16 protein-coding genes are annotated in these 15,824 nt (G+C 73.7%); 9 read left to right on the forward strand and 7 right to left on the reverse strand.

The genetic code is table 11. From position 1 onward, the window contains the following. Positions 1 to 48 precede the first annotated feature (48 nt). The 4 genes from ACGF0J_RS14540 to ACGF0J_RS14555 all read right to left on the reverse strand — a co-directional run bounded on the left by ACGF0J_RS14540 (position 49) and on the right by ACGF0J_RS14555 (position 3,011). Positions 49 to 447, reverse strand: a complete 399-nt coding sequence (locus ACGF0J_RS14540; RefSeq protein WP_393145710.1) for a hypothetical protein — start codon at positions 445 to 447, stop codon at positions 49 to 51. After that, positions 444 to 749 (reverse strand): hypothetical protein, encoded by a 306-nt coding sequence (locus tag ACGF0J_RS14545; protein ID WP_393145712.1) that lies wholly within the window; start codon positions 747 to 749, stop codon positions 444 to 446. Before ACGF0J_RS14545 ends, ACGF0J_RS14540 begins: the two co-directional genes overlap by 4 nt. Positions 750 to 831: 82 nt before the next feature. Continuing rightward, positions 832 to 1,959 carry an SMI1/KNR4 family protein gene (locus tag ACGF0J_RS14550; protein WP_393145714.1) on the reverse strand — a complete coding sequence of 376 codons (1,128 nt, stop codon included), beginning with the start codon at positions 1,957 to 1,959 and terminating at the stop codon, positions 832 to 834. A 92-nt stretch (positions 1,960 to 2,051) separates the two neighbouring features. Beyond that, positions 2,052 to 3,011: a fatty acid desaturase family protein gene (locus tag ACGF0J_RS14555; RefSeq protein WP_393145855.1), complete on the reverse strand. Its 960-nt coding sequence runs from the start codon at positions 3,009 to 3,011 to the stop codon at positions 2,052 to 2,054. Positions 3,012 to 3,354: 343 nt separating this feature from the next. Between ACGF0J_RS14555 and ACGF0J_RS14560 the strand changes: the two genes are divergently transcribed. After that, on the forward strand, positions 3,355 to 4,014 hold the full coding sequence (locus ACGF0J_RS14560) for a potassium channel family protein (protein WP_393145716.1): 660 nt from the start codon (positions 3,355 to 3,357) through the stop codon (positions 4,012 to 4,014). Positions 4,015 to 4,112: 98 nt separating this feature from the next. Beyond that, a complete protein-coding gene (locus tag ACGF0J_RS14565; RefSeq protein ID WP_393145718.1) occupies positions 4,113 to 4,400 on the forward strand; it encodes a Fe-S cluster assembly protein HesB in 288 nt (95 codons plus the stop codon). Positions 4,401 to 4,495: 95 nt separating this feature from the next. Here ACGF0J_RS14565 and ACGF0J_RS14570 read toward each other — a convergent pair whose 3' ends face one another. After that, a complete protein-coding gene (locus tag ACGF0J_RS14570) occupies positions 4,496 to 5,476 on the reverse strand; it encodes an acetylxylan esterase (protein WP_393145720.1) in 981 nt (326 codons plus the stop codon). Positions 5,477 to 5,579: 103 nt separating this feature from the next. Here ACGF0J_RS14570 and ACGF0J_RS14575 point away from each other — a divergent pair, with 103 nt between their 5' ends. Both ACGF0J_RS14575 and ACGF0J_RS14580 read left to right on the forward strand, forming a co-directional pair. Continuing rightward, the gene (locus tag ACGF0J_RS14575) at positions 5,580 to 5,870 is read left to right on the forward strand and encodes a hypothetical protein (RefSeq protein ID WP_393145722.1); all 291 of its coding nucleotides are present in this window, start codon (positions 5,580 to 5,582) and stop codon (positions 5,868 to 5,870) included. 95 nt (positions 5,871 to 5,965) lie between these two features. Continuing rightward, positions 5,966 to 6,820, forward strand: coding sequence for a class II glutamine amidotransferase (locus tag ACGF0J_RS14580; protein WP_393145724.1), 855 nt, complete (start codon positions 5,966 to 5,968; stop codon positions 6,818 to 6,820). Here the strand turns inward: ACGF0J_RS14580 and ACGF0J_RS14585 are convergent. Continuing rightward, on the reverse strand, positions 6,798 to 11,156 hold the full coding sequence (locus tag ACGF0J_RS14585) for a hypothetical protein (protein ID WP_393145726.1): 4,359 nt from the start codon (positions 11,154 to 11,156) through the stop codon (positions 6,798 to 6,800). The genes ACGF0J_RS14580 and ACGF0J_RS14585 overlap by 23 nt on opposite strands. 249 nt (positions 11,157 to 11,405) lie before the next feature. Here ACGF0J_RS14585 and ACGF0J_RS14590 point away from each other — a divergent pair, with 249 nt between their 5' ends. The 4 genes from ACGF0J_RS14590 to ACGF0J_RS14605 all read left to right on the forward strand — a co-directional run bounded on the left by ACGF0J_RS14590 (position 11,406) and on the right by ACGF0J_RS14605 (position 14,272). Continuing rightward, positions 11,406 to 11,612 carry a dodecin family protein gene (locus ACGF0J_RS14590; protein ID WP_393145728.1) on the forward strand — a complete coding sequence of 69 codons (207 nt, stop codon included), beginning with the start codon at positions 11,406 to 11,408 and terminating at the stop codon, positions 11,610 to 11,612. Positions 11,613 to 11,750: 138 nt separating this feature from the next. Continuing rightward, positions 11,751 to 12,296 carry a GNAT family N-acetyltransferase gene (locus tag ACGF0J_RS14595; RefSeq protein ID WP_393145730.1) on the forward strand — a complete coding sequence of 182 codons (546 nt, stop codon included), beginning with the start codon at positions 11,751 to 11,753 and terminating at the stop codon, positions 12,294 to 12,296. Positions 12,297 to 12,409: 113 nt separating this feature from the next. Continuing rightward, positions 12,410 to 13,174, forward strand: coding sequence for an SDR family NAD(P)-dependent oxidoreductase (locus tag ACGF0J_RS14600; RefSeq protein ID WP_393145732.1), 765 nt, complete (start codon positions 12,410 to 12,412; stop codon positions 13,172 to 13,174). 114 nt (positions 13,175 to 13,288) lie between these two features. Continuing rightward, complete coding sequence (locus ACGF0J_RS14605; protein WP_393145734.1) at positions 13,289 to 14,272, forward strand: aldo/keto reductase; 984 nt, start codon at positions 13,289 to 13,291, stop codon at positions 14,270 to 14,272. 40 nt (positions 14,273 to 14,312) lie between these two features. Here the strand turns inward: ACGF0J_RS14605 and ACGF0J_RS14610 are convergent, their stop codons facing one another. Further along, entirely contained in the window at positions 14,313 to 14,930 is a 618-nt protein-coding gene (locus tag ACGF0J_RS14610) for a TetR/AcrR family transcriptional regulator (protein WP_393145736.1), read from the reverse strand. Positions 14,931 to 15,011: 81 nt separating this feature from the next. Between ACGF0J_RS14610 and ACGF0J_RS14615 the strand changes: the two genes are divergently transcribed. After that, the gene (locus tag ACGF0J_RS14615; RefSeq protein ID WP_393145738.1) at positions 15,012 to 15,812 is read left to right on the forward strand and encodes an SDR family oxidoreductase; all 801 of its coding nucleotides are present in this window, start codon (positions 15,012 to 15,014) and stop codon (positions 15,810 to 15,812) included. Positions 15,813 to 15,824: the final 12 nt, after the last annotated feature.

The raw sequence follows: 15,824 nt of genomic DNA on the forward strand, positions 1-15,824 counted from the left end.
CACCGCCGGAGACGATGACAGGGGTGCCGTTGCTGCGCTTACCGATCGCTACGTCGTACGCAGGCCGGTGATGGTGATGGGCCTGCCGAGCGGCTTGCCCGTGTCGAGGCTCCACACCCGCAGCGTCTTGTCGAAGCTGGCAGAGACGATGACTCGGGTGCCGTCGCTGCGCTCGCCGATCGCGAGCGCGCTGATGCCGCGTGTGTGGCCCTTCAACGGTCCGCGCACCTCACTTCCGAAGGGCGGAGCCTCTGCAGGGACTGCAGGCCTGGCAGGATGGCCAGCGAGGGCGACCGGCGTCGCCATCACCACGGGCGTGTGCCAGCACGTGCCTGCTACCAGGAGACCCAGCGCGACCGCCAGCGTTCCGGCACCCGTCCTTACTGCACGTCGCGCCATCTCCTCGTCCTTCCAGGTGTTCTGCCCCGAGGTCATGATCGTGATCACGGGCAGGCGTCACTGTAGCGGCCGGGAACCTTGTGAGGAAGAGTCAGGCGGGCCTCCAGCCCCGCGAGGCCATTGGCGATCGGAGAGTGGACGACGTAGGTCTGGAGCTCGTTGAGGAACGGCGGCCCGAGTTCCTCGTGGCGGCGTTCGCGCTCGTCTTCTCGTCGTTCCTTCTCCACTCTCGCGATGGTCGCAGCCTCTAGGGCTGACCTCCTGGCCGCTTTGGCGGCTGCTGCCGAGAAGTAGAGCGCTATGGCCGCTATGACTGCGGCGGCGACCGCCGCCCATGCCTGTAAGTCCACATCTCCAACGGTATGCCGCGGGTTTGGTGTAAGACGAGTGACTCATCGCCACTGGCTTCCGCGGCGGCGAGGTGTCCCGTGTTCAGCCCCGGGGCGTGGCCAAAAGGTCGCGTCCACGCTCCGGCGTGATCAGGCGGGCGGCCCGGGGATCAGCCAGCAGGGCGATCGGCGCGAGATGGTCCTCGTGCAGCGGCCGCCAGTGGACGAGGGCGTCGCGTAGGCGCGGCCAGGCGTCCTCACCGGCGTCGAGAGCGGCGTGCGCGGCCACGTCGAACTCCGGGTTGCCGAAGCAGAGCCGAAACCCCGGCTCTTTCCGCCGCGCCTGATGACGGCCGAGCAGGTGCTTGACCCCCTGTGGGCCGCGCTGTCGCAAATCCTGGAGCGTGGAACCGCAACCGAAGCGGCGGGCCTGCTCATCCGCGGCGAACAGCAGCGGCAGGACCTGCGCGGCGAACAGGTCCTCGTCGAGGGCCCACGACCGGCTGTCGCCCCTGGTGAGCAGCCGGTGGAACGGGTCGCCGTCCTCCTCCCTCAACAAGGTGCGCAGCTGGAACTGCAGGAACGAGGCGCGATCACGGCCGAAACGCGCGGCCTCCGCGAACACGGCCAGCGGGCGGTCCACCTCGCCGCGCAGGCTCGCCAGCCGGGCGTCATCGACCTTGGCGTCCCACTCACGCTGGGTCTCGCACGGGGGGCGGTCCAGGGCGTGAAATCCGGCGTAGAAGTCGTACATCTTCTCGTAGAACGACCCGTGCCGGTCAGGGCCCCTGCCCGTCCACGAGAACACGTCGTAGGCCGCCCATTCACCGCGCTCGTCAACGTCGCCCGGGTCGAGGTAGACGACACCGGCGTCCGCCTCCAGAGAGATCAGCAACGATCGTGCCGTCGCGGGCTCCTGATCCTCCTCGTCCCCGCCGGCGTAGACGTCGGCCCACATCGGCTCCAGCTCGGCCAGCCAGCCGATCTCCCCGGTGCCGCGTAGGCTCCAGACGAAGTTGCCCGCGTGTCGCCAGCCGTTGGTGACCAGTAGGAATTCCCGCAACGACGGGGGCAGTACGCAGCCCAGCCGCTTTTCCAGGGACCGGATCTCGTCCTCGGCGGCGGGCCGGCACCCGAGCCAGGGGTCACCGTCCCGCTCCTCGTCGGGGTGGGCGAGATACCATTCCGCGCTCCAGCGCTGGAGGAACGGCTTCCATGCGTGTCGGTCCATGATGGGCTCCAACGACGTCGCGATCTTGTCACGCGGATTCCATCAGGTGCCACTGACATCGCCGGCGCCCGAACGCCGGCGGCGAAGGGCGGTCACCGCGAGCGGGCGGGGCGGCGGAGGGGGGCGCCGACCGCGTGGAGGTGGCGCAGCGCCTGCCCCCAGGAGGCCAGCAGCCCGCACTCCGTGTACGGCACGCCGAGCTTCGCGCAGTGCTCGCGCACCAGGGGTCTGGCCCGGCGCAGGTTGGGCGTCGGCATGCTCGGGAACAGATGGTGCTCGATCTGGTAGTTGAGCCCGCCCAGCGCGGCGGTCAGCAGCCGGCCGCCGCTCACGTTGCGTGAGGTGAGCACCTGGCGGCGCAGGAAGTCGAGCTGGTCCTCGGCGGTCAGCACCGGCATGCCCTTGTGGTTGGGCGCGAACGAACATCCCAGGTACACGCCGAAGCACGCCTGGTGCACGACGAGGAAGACCAGCGCCTTGCCGACCGGGAGCACCGCGAGGACGGCGCCCAGGTAGGCGGCGAAGTGCGCGAACAGTAGCAGCCCTTCGAGGCCGCGCCGCCGGACCGGCGAGTCGCCGCGCAGCAGCGAGCGCACGCTGGCGACGTGCAGGTTCACGCCCTCCAGGGTGAGCAGCGGGAAGAACAGGAACGCCTGCCACCGCCCCAGGAAGCGGGCCGGCCCGGTGCTGGCCCGGGCCTGCTTGACCGACCAGACGAGCACGTCGGGAGAGACGTCAGGGTCGTGGTCCTCGTGGTTGGGGTTGGCGTGGTGCCGGGTGTGCTTGTCCTGCCACCACCCGTACCCGAGGCCGATCCCGAGGTTGCCGGTGAGCCGCCCGGCGAGCGCACCCGCACGGCGGGAGCGGAAGACCTGGCCGTGCGCCAGGTCGTGGGCCAGCAGCGCCGCCTGGCCGAACGCGACCGCCAGCACCACGGCGACGGCGAGCTGCCACCAGGAGTCGCCGACGAGGACGAACGCCGCCCACCCCCCGGCGAAGAGGGCGGCCACCACGGCTGAGCGGGCGGCGTAGTAGCCGGGCCGCCGGTCCAGCAGCCCGGCCTGGGCGACGGCGCGGGACAGGCGCGCGAAGTCGCTGCCCCGCCGCTCACCGGCCTCGGCCGGTGGATGGGTGGTCCGGGCAGGCGTCACGGTTCCTCCGTGGGGTGTCGGTGACTGATCACCTCCCAGCATGAGGGCCGGCGCCGCCGCGCGTACCGGGGCTGGCACCCGTGTTCCCGGTATGGCTGGCCCTACCGGGCGTGGGATCATGAATGTGTCCCGCCGCCGTTCCGGCGATCCGGTCGGGCTCCTTGCCGAGCCGCCGCCACCACCGGGCGGCGATGCTGTTACGGTAGCCCGGTTCGAGGCGTTTGGACCCGAAAGCAGGTGAGCGATGGGTGACAAGGCGAGCGATCCCGTCGTGGTGATCGGGCTGGGGCGTTTCGGCACGTCGCTGGCCCTGGAGCTGGCCCGGCACGGCACCGAGGTGCTGGCGATCGACCGGCGGCCCAAGGTCGTCCAGGCGCTGGCCGGGCAGATCACGCAGATCGCCGCGGCCGACGCGACGGACATCGAGGTGCTGCGCCAGCTCGGCGTGCCCGACTTCTACCGGGCGGTCGTCTCGATCGGCGGCGACCTGGAGGCGAGCATCCTGACCGCGTCGCTGCTGGTCGAGCTGGAGATCAACGACATCTGGGCCAAGGCGGTGAGCAAGCAGCACGGCCGTATCCTCAGCAGGATCGGCGCCCATCACGTGGTGCTGCCCGAGCACGACATGGGAGAGCGGGTCGCCCACCTGGTGAGCGGCCGGATGCTCGACTTCATGCAGGTGGACGAGAACTTCGCGCTGGCCAAGACGCGTCCGCCGAAGGAGTACGTGGGCGTTCCCCTCGGCCGGTCCAACCTGCGCCGCAAGTACGGCATCACGATCGTCGCGGTCAAGAGCCCGGATGAGGAGTTCACGTACGCGACGGCCGAGACGGAGCTGATGTACCACGACGTCATCATCGTGTCGGGCCGCACGGGGGACGTGGAGCGCTTCGCCGAGCTGTGACCGAGGCCGCACGGGGAAATTCGGACGAGAAGGGTTTGACCGCCCGTAACCGGGAAGGGCTGGCAACTCATGTACGTCGAGTACGAGGAGGAGCCGCAGTGCTCACCCTGACAGCCAACGCAGCCCAGGCCATCCGCGACCTGACGGCCTCCGCTCCGGAGCCGTCCCAGAGCGGGATCCGGATCGCGTCCCAGGGAGAGGACACGGGTTCGCTGACCCTCTCGCTGGCGAGCCGGCCCGAACCCGCCGACGAGGTGGTGGAGGCCGAGGGCGCCCGCGTGTACCTCGACCCCGTGGCCGCGACCGTCCTGGACGACAAGTCGCTCGATGCGGGGGCGGACGACCAGGGGGCGGTGTCCTTCCTGGTCACCGACCAGACCGTCTGACGCCGCCCGCCCCGTCCGCCCACCGGCCCGGTACCCTGCCGTACCGGGCCGGTGGCCTGCCCGGCCGCCCGCCCCGTGGGCGGCCGTTCGGGGTGTCAGCTCGCCGAGAGCAGCTTGTGCAGGTAGCGGAGCTGTTCCTCGCGCTGGTAGCCCTGGCCGCCCTCGTGGCGGTTCCACGGCCAGACGGTGATCTCCTTGGGTCCGCGCCAGTGGTTGTAGGCGGCGAAGACCGTGGACGGCGGGCAGACCTCGTCCATCAGCGCGACCGAGTACAGGGCGGGCACCGTGGCGCGGGCGGCGAACTGCAGGCCGTCGAAGTAGGCCAGGGTGCCGAAGACCTTGTCGGCCAGTTCCCGGCGGGTGGCGAGGAAGCGGACGAGCTCCTGGTACGGGTCTTTGTCGGTGATCTCCACGGCGCGGCGGAAGTGGGTCAGGAAGGGCACGTCGATGAGCGCGGCGGTGAGTCCGGGTCGCAGCGCGGCGGTCGCCTGGGCGATGCCGCCGCCCTGGCTGCCGCCTGAGACGACGATGCGGGAGGCGTCCACCGCCGGGTGCCCGGCCGCCGCGTCCACGGCGCGGACGGCGTCGGTGAAGACGCGGCGGTAGTAGTAGTCGGCCGGGTCGAGGATGCCCCGGGTCATCATGCCGGCCGCCTGGGCGTGCGCGCTGCCGTGCGGGTCGCCGGTCGTGCCGGGGGCGTTGGGGCTGGCGCCGCCGGTGCCCCGGGTCTCCATGACGAACACGGCGTACCCGGCGGCGGGCCACAGCAGGTGGTCGTGCGGGAAGCCACGGCCGCCGTTGTAGCCGATGTAGTGCATGACGCACGGCAGGGGGCCGTCGGCGCCGCGCGGGGTGAGGAACCAGCCGCCCACCCGGTGCCCGCCCCATCCGGCGAACGACACGTCGTGCACCTCGACGCCCGCGTAGGGCGCGTCGTACGGCGTGAACTCGGGCGCCAGGTCGAACTCCGCCGCCTCGGCGAGGGTGCGTGACCAGAAGGCGTCGAAGTCGGCGGGCTCGTCACGGTCGGGACGGTAGGAACGGAGCTGTTCCAGGGGCAGGTCGAACAGGGCCACGAACGTCTCCAGCCTCTAGCGGTGATGTGGATATTTCACCCCATAGCGACGGAAAGCGCTATCCCCAAGTCTCCGCCGCCGTCCCGAGGGTAGGAGCGGGCCCATGAACGATCACCTGGTCCGGCTCGCGCACTCCCACCTCTATCCCGGCATCACGTTCGAGGCCCCACCGGACGCCGCGGACTTCCTGCTGCTGTTCACCGACGACTCCGAGTCCCGCACCCAACTGCTGAGGGACACCGAGGGCCGCCCCGTGCTCCGGGTGGGCGCCCGCATGAACCCCAAGGGCACGGTCGTGGACGAGCAGGTGTGGGAGGTCCTGGAACTGGTCGAGGAGCGCGATCTGATCGTCGTGCGCCTGGGCAACCCGATCCCCGCCGCCGCTCCTCGATGACGCCCTCGACCGGCGCCGGAACTCGCCGGGAGCCATGCCGCGCCGTCTGGAGGGTACGGCTGAGTTCGTACGACCGCTGACGAAAGGTGTGGCTCATGTGCCGTTGGCTCGTCTACTCGGGCACGCCCGTGCTGCTGAGCGACGTGCTCTACCGTCCGGTGCCGTCGCTGATCGACCAGAGCCTGCGTTCACGGCTGGGGGTGGAGACGACCAACGGCGACGGGTTCGGCATCGGCTGGTACACCAAGGGCATCGACACCCCGGCCATCGTCCGCGGCACCGGTCCCGCGTGGAACAACCGCAACCTGCGCGAGATCGCCCACCACGTCCGCTCGCCGCTGTTCTTCGGTCACATCCGGGCCTCGACCGGCACGGCGGTGCAGGAGACCAACTGCCATCCCTTCCGGCACGGCCGCTGGATGTGGATGCACAACGGCCTGATCGCCGGATTCGACCGGCTCAGACGGGAGCTGCTGCTGACCGTGGACCCCGCGCTGTTCCCGTTCATCGAGGGCACCACGGACTCGGAGGTGATGTTCTACCTGGCGCTGACGTTCGGCCTCGACGAGGACCCGCCGGGAGCCGTGGCCCGCATGGCCGGCCTGGTGGAGTCGCTGGGGCACCGGACAGGCGTGGAGCACCCGCTGCAGATGACCATCGCGACCTCCGACGGCGAGCGGGTGTGGGTGTTCCGCTACTCCAGCCGGCACGAGTCGCGGACGCTGTTCTACAGCACCTGCGTCGAGTCCCTGCGGGTGCTGCACCCGGACGTGGCGTGGCTGCGCCGGCTGTCGGCCGACACGCGCATCGTGGTGTCGGAGCCGCTGGGCGACCTGCACGGCGCCTGGAACGAGCTGCCGGAGAGCACCTACGGCGTCATCCCGGCCCGGGACGGGGAGATGCTCTCCACCTTCGAGGTGCCCCGGCTCACCGGGCCGGGCGTCCGCTAGCGCAGCCGCCGGTCCTCGCTCCGCTCACCTCCCACCCGGCCCCGGGGAACGGTGACATGAAGTGGGTCAGCAGGTCCACCGCGTAGTCCGGCACCCGGCCGCCCGGGTCCAGCAGCGACACCATCTGCGGCCCGTCGGAACCACGCAGCGTGATCGTCTCGCCGGACCGGGCGCCGGCGAACCCCGGTCTGGCGGCCACGGTCAGGCAGGCCAGCCGCACACCAGCGGCGCTGATCTCCTGCCGGCCGCCGATGCGCCGCATCCGCTGGTCGTAGCGGCGCGGGGCGAGGGAGGTGACGGGGCCGAGCCGTACGGACTCGCGGAAGACGTCGGCGCCGACCCGCCGGCTCAGCCGGGCGTCGAGCGTGACGTCGGGCCGCAGGTCCACGCCCCTGGCGGCCAGGTCCAGCCGCCCGTAGTCGCCGTCGAAGGCGGGCGCGACGTACCCGAGGGCGGCGGGCGCCTTCAGTCCGAACGGCACCTTGCCCGGCCGGACGCGCAGCCACGACAGGCGGTGCACGGTGAGCGACAGGTCGTCGATGGCGCTGCGCCCGAGGGCGAGGTCGCCGGCGACGTGGTAGGTGAGCAGGCCGCCGGTGTGCGGGATCTCCTTGCCGGCCGTGAAGCGCTGCCGGGCGACGGGCGCGATGGTGACGCCGGCGTGCAGCTCGACCCGTCTCGTCGGCACCGGCCGGGACACCAGGTCGAGTCCCTGGCCGGGGGTGAGCCGCACGGTGGTGTCGGCGGCGAGGTCGGCGACGGCCAGCGACAGCGCGCCGAGCCTGCCGGTGCGGTCCACGAGGCCGCCCTGGACGACGAGGCGGCCGTCGAGGGTGCTGGCCCCGCCCTCCGCCCGGTAGGTGACGGCCGGGGCGCGCAGTTCCCCCGCCGCGGCGTCGGCGTCCACGCCGAACACGGCCGGCACATCGCCGAAACTCGCCTCGCCGGTGCCCGCTCCGGGCACGGTGACCGCCGCGCTGAGCCGCTTCACGGCCGCGGAGTTGCGCACCCGGACGCGGGTGCGCGGCCCGTACGCGGCCTCCACGGACAGGCCGGCCGGGACGGGATCGACGGCGAGCCGGCCGCGCAGGCCGCCCGCCTCGGCGTGCACGGTGAGCGAGCCGAGCGTGGCGGCCGGCTCGATCCGGTAGGCCGCCCGCACGGCGCCGCCGGCGACCTCGAACGGGCCGAGGGACAGGGCGGTGACGGATCCGGGCAGCCCGCCGACCGTGGCCCTCGCCTCGACGGGCACGGGCGCGAGGACGGTGCTGCGCAGGTAGAGGTCCAGTCTCCTGCTCGCGGGCCGGTAGCCGGCGAACGTGAACGTCTTCCTCGCGGCGTCCACCGTGATCCGTTCCGGCAGCCCGGTCACGTCGAGGTGGCCGCGGACGGCGAAGCAGCCCCGCTCCCCCGCGCAGAACGGGCCCGGCGCGCAGCCCCCGCTCCCCGCCGCGCAACCGCCGTCCACCAGCGACACGCCGCCCGCCACGGGAGGCGCGGGCGGCAGGCCGCGCAGCGCGGCCGCCTTGCCGAGCCAGGCTCGGGCCCGCACGTCCAGCCGGGAGCCGGTGTACGTCAGCGCACCGCCGTCCACGGACACGGCGAACCGGCCGGGCACCGGGCCGAGCCGGCCGAGCGCGCCGAAACGCACGTCGGCCCTGGTGACGTCGGCGTCGAGGGCGAGCGTCTGCCGGGCGGCTCGGAAGGCGGCGGCGAACCCCGTGCCCGCCGGACCGAACTCCGCCCGCGACAGCCCTCTCACCTGCACGCTCGCGTCGAGATCGCCCGACGCCTCGTCGTAGTGGGCCGCCAGGTGCGGGCCGGTGGGCGCCTGGGCGCCGTCGTGGTTGGTGACGGCGACGGCCGCCGAGCCGAGCGGACCGGACAGGCCGCGGAAGCGGTAGCCGGCGGGGTCCCAGGCGGCGTCGAAGCGGGCGGGCACGCCGGTGACACGGGCGGCGGCCCTGACGGTCCGGCCGCCCACGCGGGCGCGGGCGAGGGCGGACACGGAGGCGACCGGGCCGGTGGCGTCCCAGGTCAGCGTCCTGGCCGTGGTGTCGGCGACCAGCCGAGCCCGCCCGCGCACCCCGCGCACCTCCGCCCACACACCGTCCCCGCGCACGCCGTCCCCGCGCGTGCTCTCCCCGCGCGTGCTCTCCCCGCCCGTGTCGTGCCCGCCCGTGTCGTGCCCGCCTGTGTCGTGCCCGCCTGTGTCGTCCCCCGGCGGTGCCGCGTCTCGCGGTGCTTCGGCGGGTGCCCGGCCGGCGTGGATCCGGACCGCGCGCAGCCGGGAGGAGGTCGTCAGCTCGGCCGCCGACCGCGCGCCGAGCGTCCAGGACGCCTCCGCCTCGCCGCGCAGCCCGAGCACGGTGCCGTCGAACGTGGGACCCGCTTTCAGACCGGCGTACGCGGCCCGCGCCCGCCTGATCGGGCCGTCCGCCCGGTACGCGACCTTGCCGGCGGCCGGGTCGAGCCGCACCTCCAGCGTGCGGGGGAGGTTGGAGACCTCCACCTCGGCCAGGTGGTCGCCGTCGAGCAGGGCGGCGCCGGTGAACGGCCGGTCCCCGGGCCGCATGTCCAGGCGGGCGCGCGGGCGGGCGCCGTAGGTGACGTCGAACCCCTCCAACCCTGTCAGCCGCGCCGACACGCCGAGAGCGGCCCCGTTCTTGATCATGGTGAGGTGGTCGCCGGGCGGACCGGCCAGCGCGCCCCCACCGCGCTGCAGCACCACGGCGAGGCGGCCGAGAGGTGAGCTGGTCGTCTGGGCCAGCCGGTGCCGGGCCGGATCGTGCAGCAGGCGCACCCTGGCAGGCAGGTCGCCCAGTTCCGCCCGCAGGACGGTCCCGGCCGAGGCCCGGTCGTAGTACATCAGCCGGGCCGAACCCGCCCCTGACCCGCTGGAGTCGACGGTCAGCGTCCGGGTGCCGTGCTCCGTGGCCTGCGGTTCGTACGCGGCCGTCATGGACGGCGGCGCGTCGCGCACCTCGACGCCGGCCGCGCGGGACAGGTGGCCGTCCCGGTACTGGTACGAGCGCACCTCGGCACGGCCGACGGCGCCGGGACCGGTGAAGCGGACCCGCGCGGCGCCGCCGGCGCCCCGGGTGAGCTCCACCCGAGCACGGACGGGCATCCGGTCGAGCAGCGCCCGCGTGTACCGCCCGCGCTGGACGGCGACCGCCTCGACCACGGCGGGCGCGGACGCGGCGAGGGCGAGGGAGGTGGTGTCACGGCCGGTGGGCTCCCCGCCGATCGAGCCGCGAGCGGCGGCGTCCCCGGAAGGCTCCCGGGCGGTCGAGCCGAGGGAGGCGTCCACGGTGAGCTTCCCGGTGGCGGGCGTCTGGCGCAGGCTCACGGCGGTGCGGCCGATCAGCCCGGCCACGACGGCGGCGGAGGCTCCTGGCCGGGTGCGCCGCACGTCCGCCGTCACTCGGCTGCCGGACAGGTCCACGGTGAACGTGCCCCGTTCCGCCTGAGACAGTTCGGCGCCGCCGCGCAGCCCGTCGAAGCCGACCGCGACGCGGCCGTCGTACTCGGCCCAGACGAGCGCCCTGAGGCGGTCCGCAGCGCCGGGCAGCCGCCGCATCGCGAACGCCAGGCCGGCCGCCGCCTCGCGCGGGGCCGCCGCCGGGGTGAGGACGGCCGCCAGGTCGGGGGTGCCGTCGCCGGTGACGTCGGCCGCGGCGGGCGCGCCCACGGGCCGGGTGACCGAGCAGGAGAGGGGCACGCCGACACCGCGCACGCACAGCCGGTACGTCAGCTTGGCTCCGGCTGAGGCGGCGGCGGGCCGGGCGGGGGCGTCGCCGCGACGGACCCCGGGGAGCCCGAGGGCGTCGAGGACGTCCCCGGCGGGTGTCCTCAGCCGCAACGGCCTGGCCCGGGCGGTGTCGGGCAGCAGGTCGCGCACGTCCGGGCCGTCGCCGCCGCCCACCCGCTCGGCGGCCTCGCGCTCGATCTCGCGGACCAGTCCCGGCCCGGCGGGCGTCGTCACGTCGGGGGCCGCGGGCCCGGGGGCGCGGTCACCGGCATCCCGCAGGGCCAGGGAGGGCTCGCGGGGGACGTCCACGGCGGTGCCCGCCGGTGCGCGCACGCCGGGGACCGGCCGGACCTGCACGCCCGCGTTCCCACCGACGCCCGTGCCCACGCCGACGCCCGTGCCCACGGCACCGCCGGTGCGGACGGTCACCGGGGCGGCGGCGCTCGTGGCGGCACGGGCGCCGGTGGTGGCCGGGCCGTCGGCGCCGGCGTGGGCGTTGGTCGGAGCGGCCGTCAGCATGGCAGCCGCCAGGGACGCGGAGGCGAGCACGCGCGCGAAGGCGTGCCGTGGAGACCGCGGCATGAAACGCTTACCCCCGAAGCGGTATCAATCATCACAACAGAAACAACTGTCACGACCCGACCACAACCGCTCACTCCTCGTCAATTTGGCGCCGACATGGGGCTCCAACCCGTGACATCGCGTCGCCCCATTCCCCACGGCGACCACTTTCCGTCACCCCGGCGCGTCCGCGCTTCCTGTCGTTCCGCGCTTGATCGGCCTCCGTCCGGGTAGCGGGAGCCGACCACGGAGATGAAGGGAGCGAGGATCATGTCATCGGTCGCCCGCGTCACCGAGATCAGCGCGGTGTCGGAGAAGAGCTTCGAGGACGCCGTCCGGGTCGGCATCGAAAGGGCCGGTCAGACCCTGCGAGGGCTCCAGTCGGCCTGGATCAAGGAGCAGGAGGTGCAGCTCGGCGAGAACGGCGGCATCACCGGCTACAAGGTCAACATGCTGATCACATTCGTGCTGGATTGACGCGCTCCCCGGCCTGACGAAGGCCGGGGAGTCAGCCTGTGCCATGGGTGCGGCACATCTGCCGCCCGGCCGTCTCCGCCCGGCCGGGCGGCGGAAACCCGTCGAGCGGTCGCGGCCCGGTGGTTACCGTGGGCTGCCGTGGACACGTACCTCACGACCGACCGGCTCGTCCTGCGCCGCTTCACCGACGCCGACGCCGACGACCTGGTCGCGCTGCACAACGACCCCGCCGTCATGCGCTTCCTCAACGGCGGTCGGCCTACCCCGCGCGAGGTGATCGTGCGCGAGACGCTGCCCGCGTTCATGGCCTCCGGCTTCTTCGCCGCCGTCGAGCGGTCCGGCGGCGCGTTCACCGGGTGGTTCCACCTGCGGACGCCCCGGGGTGGCGCGCCCGACGAGCCCGAGCTGGGCTACCGCCTGCACCGCGCGTACTGGGGCAGAGGCTACGCGACCGAGGGCTCGCTCGCCCTGATCGACAAGGCCTTCGGCGAGCTGGGCGCCCGCAGGGTCTTCGCCCAGACGATGGCCGTCAACCACGGCTCCCGCCGGGTGATGGAGAAGTGCGGGCTGCGCCACGTCCGCACGTTCTTCGCCGACTGGCCGGACGTCATCGACGGGTCGGAGGAGGGCGAGGTGGAGTACGAGCTGCTCCGCGCCGGCTGGGAGGCCCGCCGCCCGGGCTGATCCGGGCCCGCGGCGGTCGATCGAGGGCGCGGCCGGGGGTCGCCGCCCCCGAGGCCGCCGGCTGAGCCTGTCAGGCTGGTCTACTGGTCCGACCAGTCACTAAGGTGGGCCCCATGACGGGATACGACGGGTTGTTCCGGCTCGACGGGCGGCGGGCTGTGGTGATCGGGGCCGGGAGCGGCATCGGGCGGGAGGCGGCCCTGGCGCTGGCGGCCCACGGCGCGGAGGTGGTGTGCGCCGACCGCGACTTGGCCGCCGCCGGCGAGACGGCCCGCCGGTGCGGCGGCACCGCGCGACTGCTGGACGTGCTCGACGGCGACGCCGTGCGGGAGGCGGCCGCGAGCGAGCCCGCCGACGTGCTGGTGTTCACCGCCGCGACGAACGTGCGCAAGCGGCTGCTCGACTACACCGCCGAGGAGTTCGGCCGGGTCGTGGACCTCAACCTGCGGGCCTCGTTCGACGTGGTGCGGGCCTTCGGGGCGGCGATGGTGGCACGGGAGCGAGGATCGATCATCGGGTTCGCGTCGATCCGGGCAGCGGTGACCGAACCGGGCCAGGGGGTGTACTCGGCGACGAAGGCGGGGCTGGTGCAGTTGCTGCGGACGGCCGCCGCGGAGTTCGGGCCGCACGGGGTGCGGGTCAACGCCATCGCGCCGGGCGTGGTGGAGACGCCGCTGACCCGGCAGATCAAGGACGACCCGGCCTGGTACGGCGCGTACGCGGCCAAGAGCGCGCTCGGCCGGTGGGCGCGGGCCGAGGAACTGGCCGGGGCGGTGGTCTACCTGGCCGGCGACGCGGCGAGCTTCGTGACCGGCTCGGTGCTGTACGTGGACGGCGGCTGGACCGCGGTGGACGGCCGCTTCGACCCGCCCACCTGACCGCCCCGCGCACGGCCGTCCTCGACCGGCCGGCCGTCCCCGACCGGCTCCGGTGACCCGCCGCCCGTGCTGTTAGCGTTCGCAGCGGGACAACGGTGAGACAAGGGGGATCACGTGGAGCAGCGAGTTCTCGGCCGGACCGGCCGCCGGGTGGGCGTGGTGGGGCTGGGCGCGTGGCAGCTCGGCGCCGACTGGGGCGAGGTGTCCGAGCGGCAGGCGCTGGCGACGCTGGCCGCCGCGGCCGACGCCGGGATGACGTTCGTCGACACGGCCGACGTCTACGGTGACGGGACCAGTGAGCGGCTGGTCGGCCGGTTCCTGAAGTCCCGGCCGGAGCACGGCGTCACGGTGGCGACCAAGATGGGCCGCCGGCTGCCGCAGGAGCCGGGCAACTACACGCTGGACAACTTCCGCGCCTGGACCGACCGCTCGCGCGCGAACCTGGGCGTGGACGTGCTCGACCTGGTCCAGTTGCACTGCCCGCCGACGGCCGTCTACTCCTCCGACGAGGTGTTCGACGCGCTCGACACCCTGGTGGCCGAGCAGCGGATCGCGGCCTACGGCGTCAGTGTGGAGACGCGCGCCGAGGCGCTGGCCGCGATCGCCCGGCCGGTCGTGGCCAGCGTGCAGATCATCCTCAACATGCTGCGGCTCGGCCCGCTGGCGGAGGTGCTGCCCGCGGCGCGCGAGGCGGGCGTGGGCGTCATCGCGCGGGTGCCGCTGGCCAGCGGCCTGCTGTCGGGCAGATACGACGAGAACACGACGTTCGCCGCGGACGACCACCGCACCTTCAACCGCCACGGCGAGGCGTTCGACGTCGGCGAGACGTTCTCGGGGGTGGAGTTCTCGACGGGACTGGCGGCGGTGCGGAGGCTGGCGCCGCTCGTGCCGGACGGCGCGACGATGGCGCAGTTCGCGCTGCGCTGGATCATCGACCAGCCCGGCGTGAGCGTGGTGATCCCGGGCGCCCGCAACGCGGAGCAGGCCCGGGCCAACGCGGCCGCCGCGGGCCTGGCGCCGCTGCCGGAGGCGGACCGGCGGGCCGTGCGCGAGGTCTACGAGGAACTCGTCGCGCCCCAGGTCGCCGGCCGCTGGTGACCTCCCGCCGCCCCGGCGCGCGCGGCGGGCCGGGAGCGGGTCAGTCGCGGCGGCCCGGCCAGGCGGCCAGCGCGAACTCGGCGATCGTGGCGAGCTCGTCCGGCCCCGCCCCGTCGCGGGCACGCTGCGACATGCCCTGGATGACGGCCGCGAAGTAGCCGGCCAGCCCGCGGACATCGGCGCCGGCCGGCAGCTCGCCCCGCTCGCGCGCCTCGCTCAGCCGCGCCTCGAAGACGACGAGGTTGGCGTTGCGCAGGTCGCGGAGGTAGTCGCCCACCTCGGCGTCCTGGGCGGTGACGTTCGTGGCCGCGCAGATGGTCAGGCAGCCCGCCGGATGCGACGGGTCCGGGTAGGTCGCCGCCGCCGCGCGCAGGATCCGGGCGAAGGCGCCGTACGCCGTGGGCTCCTCGCGCAGGGCGTCGGCCATGAACCGGCCGAGTGGCGAGCGCCCGTAGGTCTCCACCACCTCCCGGAACAGGGCCTTCTTGTCGCCGAAGGCGGCGTAGAGGCTGCCCGGCCGGATGCCCATCGCCTCGGTCAGCTCGCCGACCGAGGTGGCCTCGTAGCCGCGCTCCCAGAACAGCCGGGTCGCCTCGGCCAGTGCCTCGTCGCGGTCGAAGCCGCGCGGGCGGCCCCTCGTCGCGCCTGTCGTCGCCATGCCCACATTCTAGAGCAGTCACTCAAGAATCCGTGCTACCTTAATTATTGAGTGCTCGCTCAACAACTAGGGAGGCATGACATGAACAAGCCGTTGGACGGCAAGGTCGCGCTGGTCACGGGCGGCAGCCGGGGCATCGGCCGGGCCATCGCCGAGCGGCTGGGCCGCGACGGAGCGGTCGTGGCCGTCGCCTACGCCCGCGACGAGGTCGCCGCGAAGGACGTCGTGGCGCGGATCGAAGGGAGCGGCGGCCGGGCGTTCGCGATCCGCGCGGAGCTGGGCGGCCACGGTGACGCGGTCGCGCTGTGGGACGCCTTCGACGCCGCGGCCGCCGCGTACGCGCCGACCGGCGGGGCGGACCTCGGCGGGGCGGACATCGGCGGGGTGGACATCATCGTCAACAACGCCGCCATCGCCACCAGCTCGGATCTGGACGGGCTCACCGAGGCCGAGTTCGACCAGGTGTTCGCGGTGAACGTCCGGGCGCCGTTCTTCATCGTCAAGGAGGCGCTGCGGCGCGGACTGCGCGACGGCGGGCGGATCGTCAACATCTCCAGCGGGGTCACCCGCATCGCGCTGCCCGGCGTCATCGCCTACTCCGCCACCAAGGGTGCGCTGGACGTCTTCACGCTGACGCTGGCCAAGCAGCTCGGCCCGCGCGGCATCACGGTCAACTCGGTCGCGCCCGGCTACGTCGACACCGACGTCAACGCCGGGTGGCTGAGCGACCCGGAGGCGGCGGCCGAGGCCGCGGCCATCTCGGCGTTCGGCCGGATCGGGCAGCCGGACGACATCGCGGGCGTCGTGGCGTTCCTCGCCTCCGACGACGCCCGCTGGGTGACGGGCCGGGTGGTCGACGCGACCGGCGGCTCCCAGCTCTGACGCGGTGCGCCC

The organism is Nonomuraea sp. NPDC047897, from assembly GCF_043204415.1.
Lineage (GTDB): Bacteria > Actinomycetota > Actinomycetes > Streptosporangiales > Streptosporangiaceae > Nonomuraea.

Excerpts from the sequence above, each read along its gene's own strand:
- ACGF0J_RS14550 (WP_393145714.1), bottom strand. The coding sequence starts at position 1,959 with ATGGACCGACACGCATGGAAGCCGTTCCTCCAGCGCTGGAGCGCGGAA.
- ACGF0J_RS14560 (WP_393145716.1), top strand. The coding sequence starts at position 3,355 with ATGGGTGACAAGGCGAGCGATCCCGTCGTGGTGATCGGGCTGGGGCGT.
- ACGF0J_RS14575 (WP_393145722.1), top strand. The coding sequence starts at position 5,580 with ATGAACGATCACCTGGTCCGGCTCGCGCACTCCCACCTCTATCCCGGC.
- ACGF0J_RS14580 (WP_393145724.1), top strand. The coding sequence starts at position 5,966 with ATGTGCCGTTGGCTCGTCTACTCGGGCACGCCCGTGCTGCTGAGCGAC.
- ACGF0J_RS14585 (WP_393145726.1), bottom strand. The coding sequence starts at position 11,156 with ATGCCGCGGTCTCCACGGCACGCCTTCGCGCGCGTGCTCGCCTCCGCG.
- ACGF0J_RS14590 (WP_393145728.1), top strand. The coding sequence starts at position 11,406 with ATGTCATCGGTCGCCCGCGTCACCGAGATCAGCGCGGTGTCGGAGAAG.
- ACGF0J_RS14600 (WP_393145732.1), top strand. The coding sequence starts at position 12,410 with ATGACGGGATACGACGGGTTGTTCCGGCTCGACGGGCGGCGGGCTGTG.
- ACGF0J_RS14610 (WP_393145736.1), bottom strand. The coding sequence starts at position 14,930 with ATGGCGACGACAGGCGCGACGAGGGGCCGCCCGCGCGGCTTCGACCGC.
- ACGF0J_RS14615 (WP_393145738.1), top strand. The coding sequence starts at position 15,012 with ATGAACAAGCCGTTGGACGGCAAGGTCGCGCTGGTCACGGGCGGCAGC.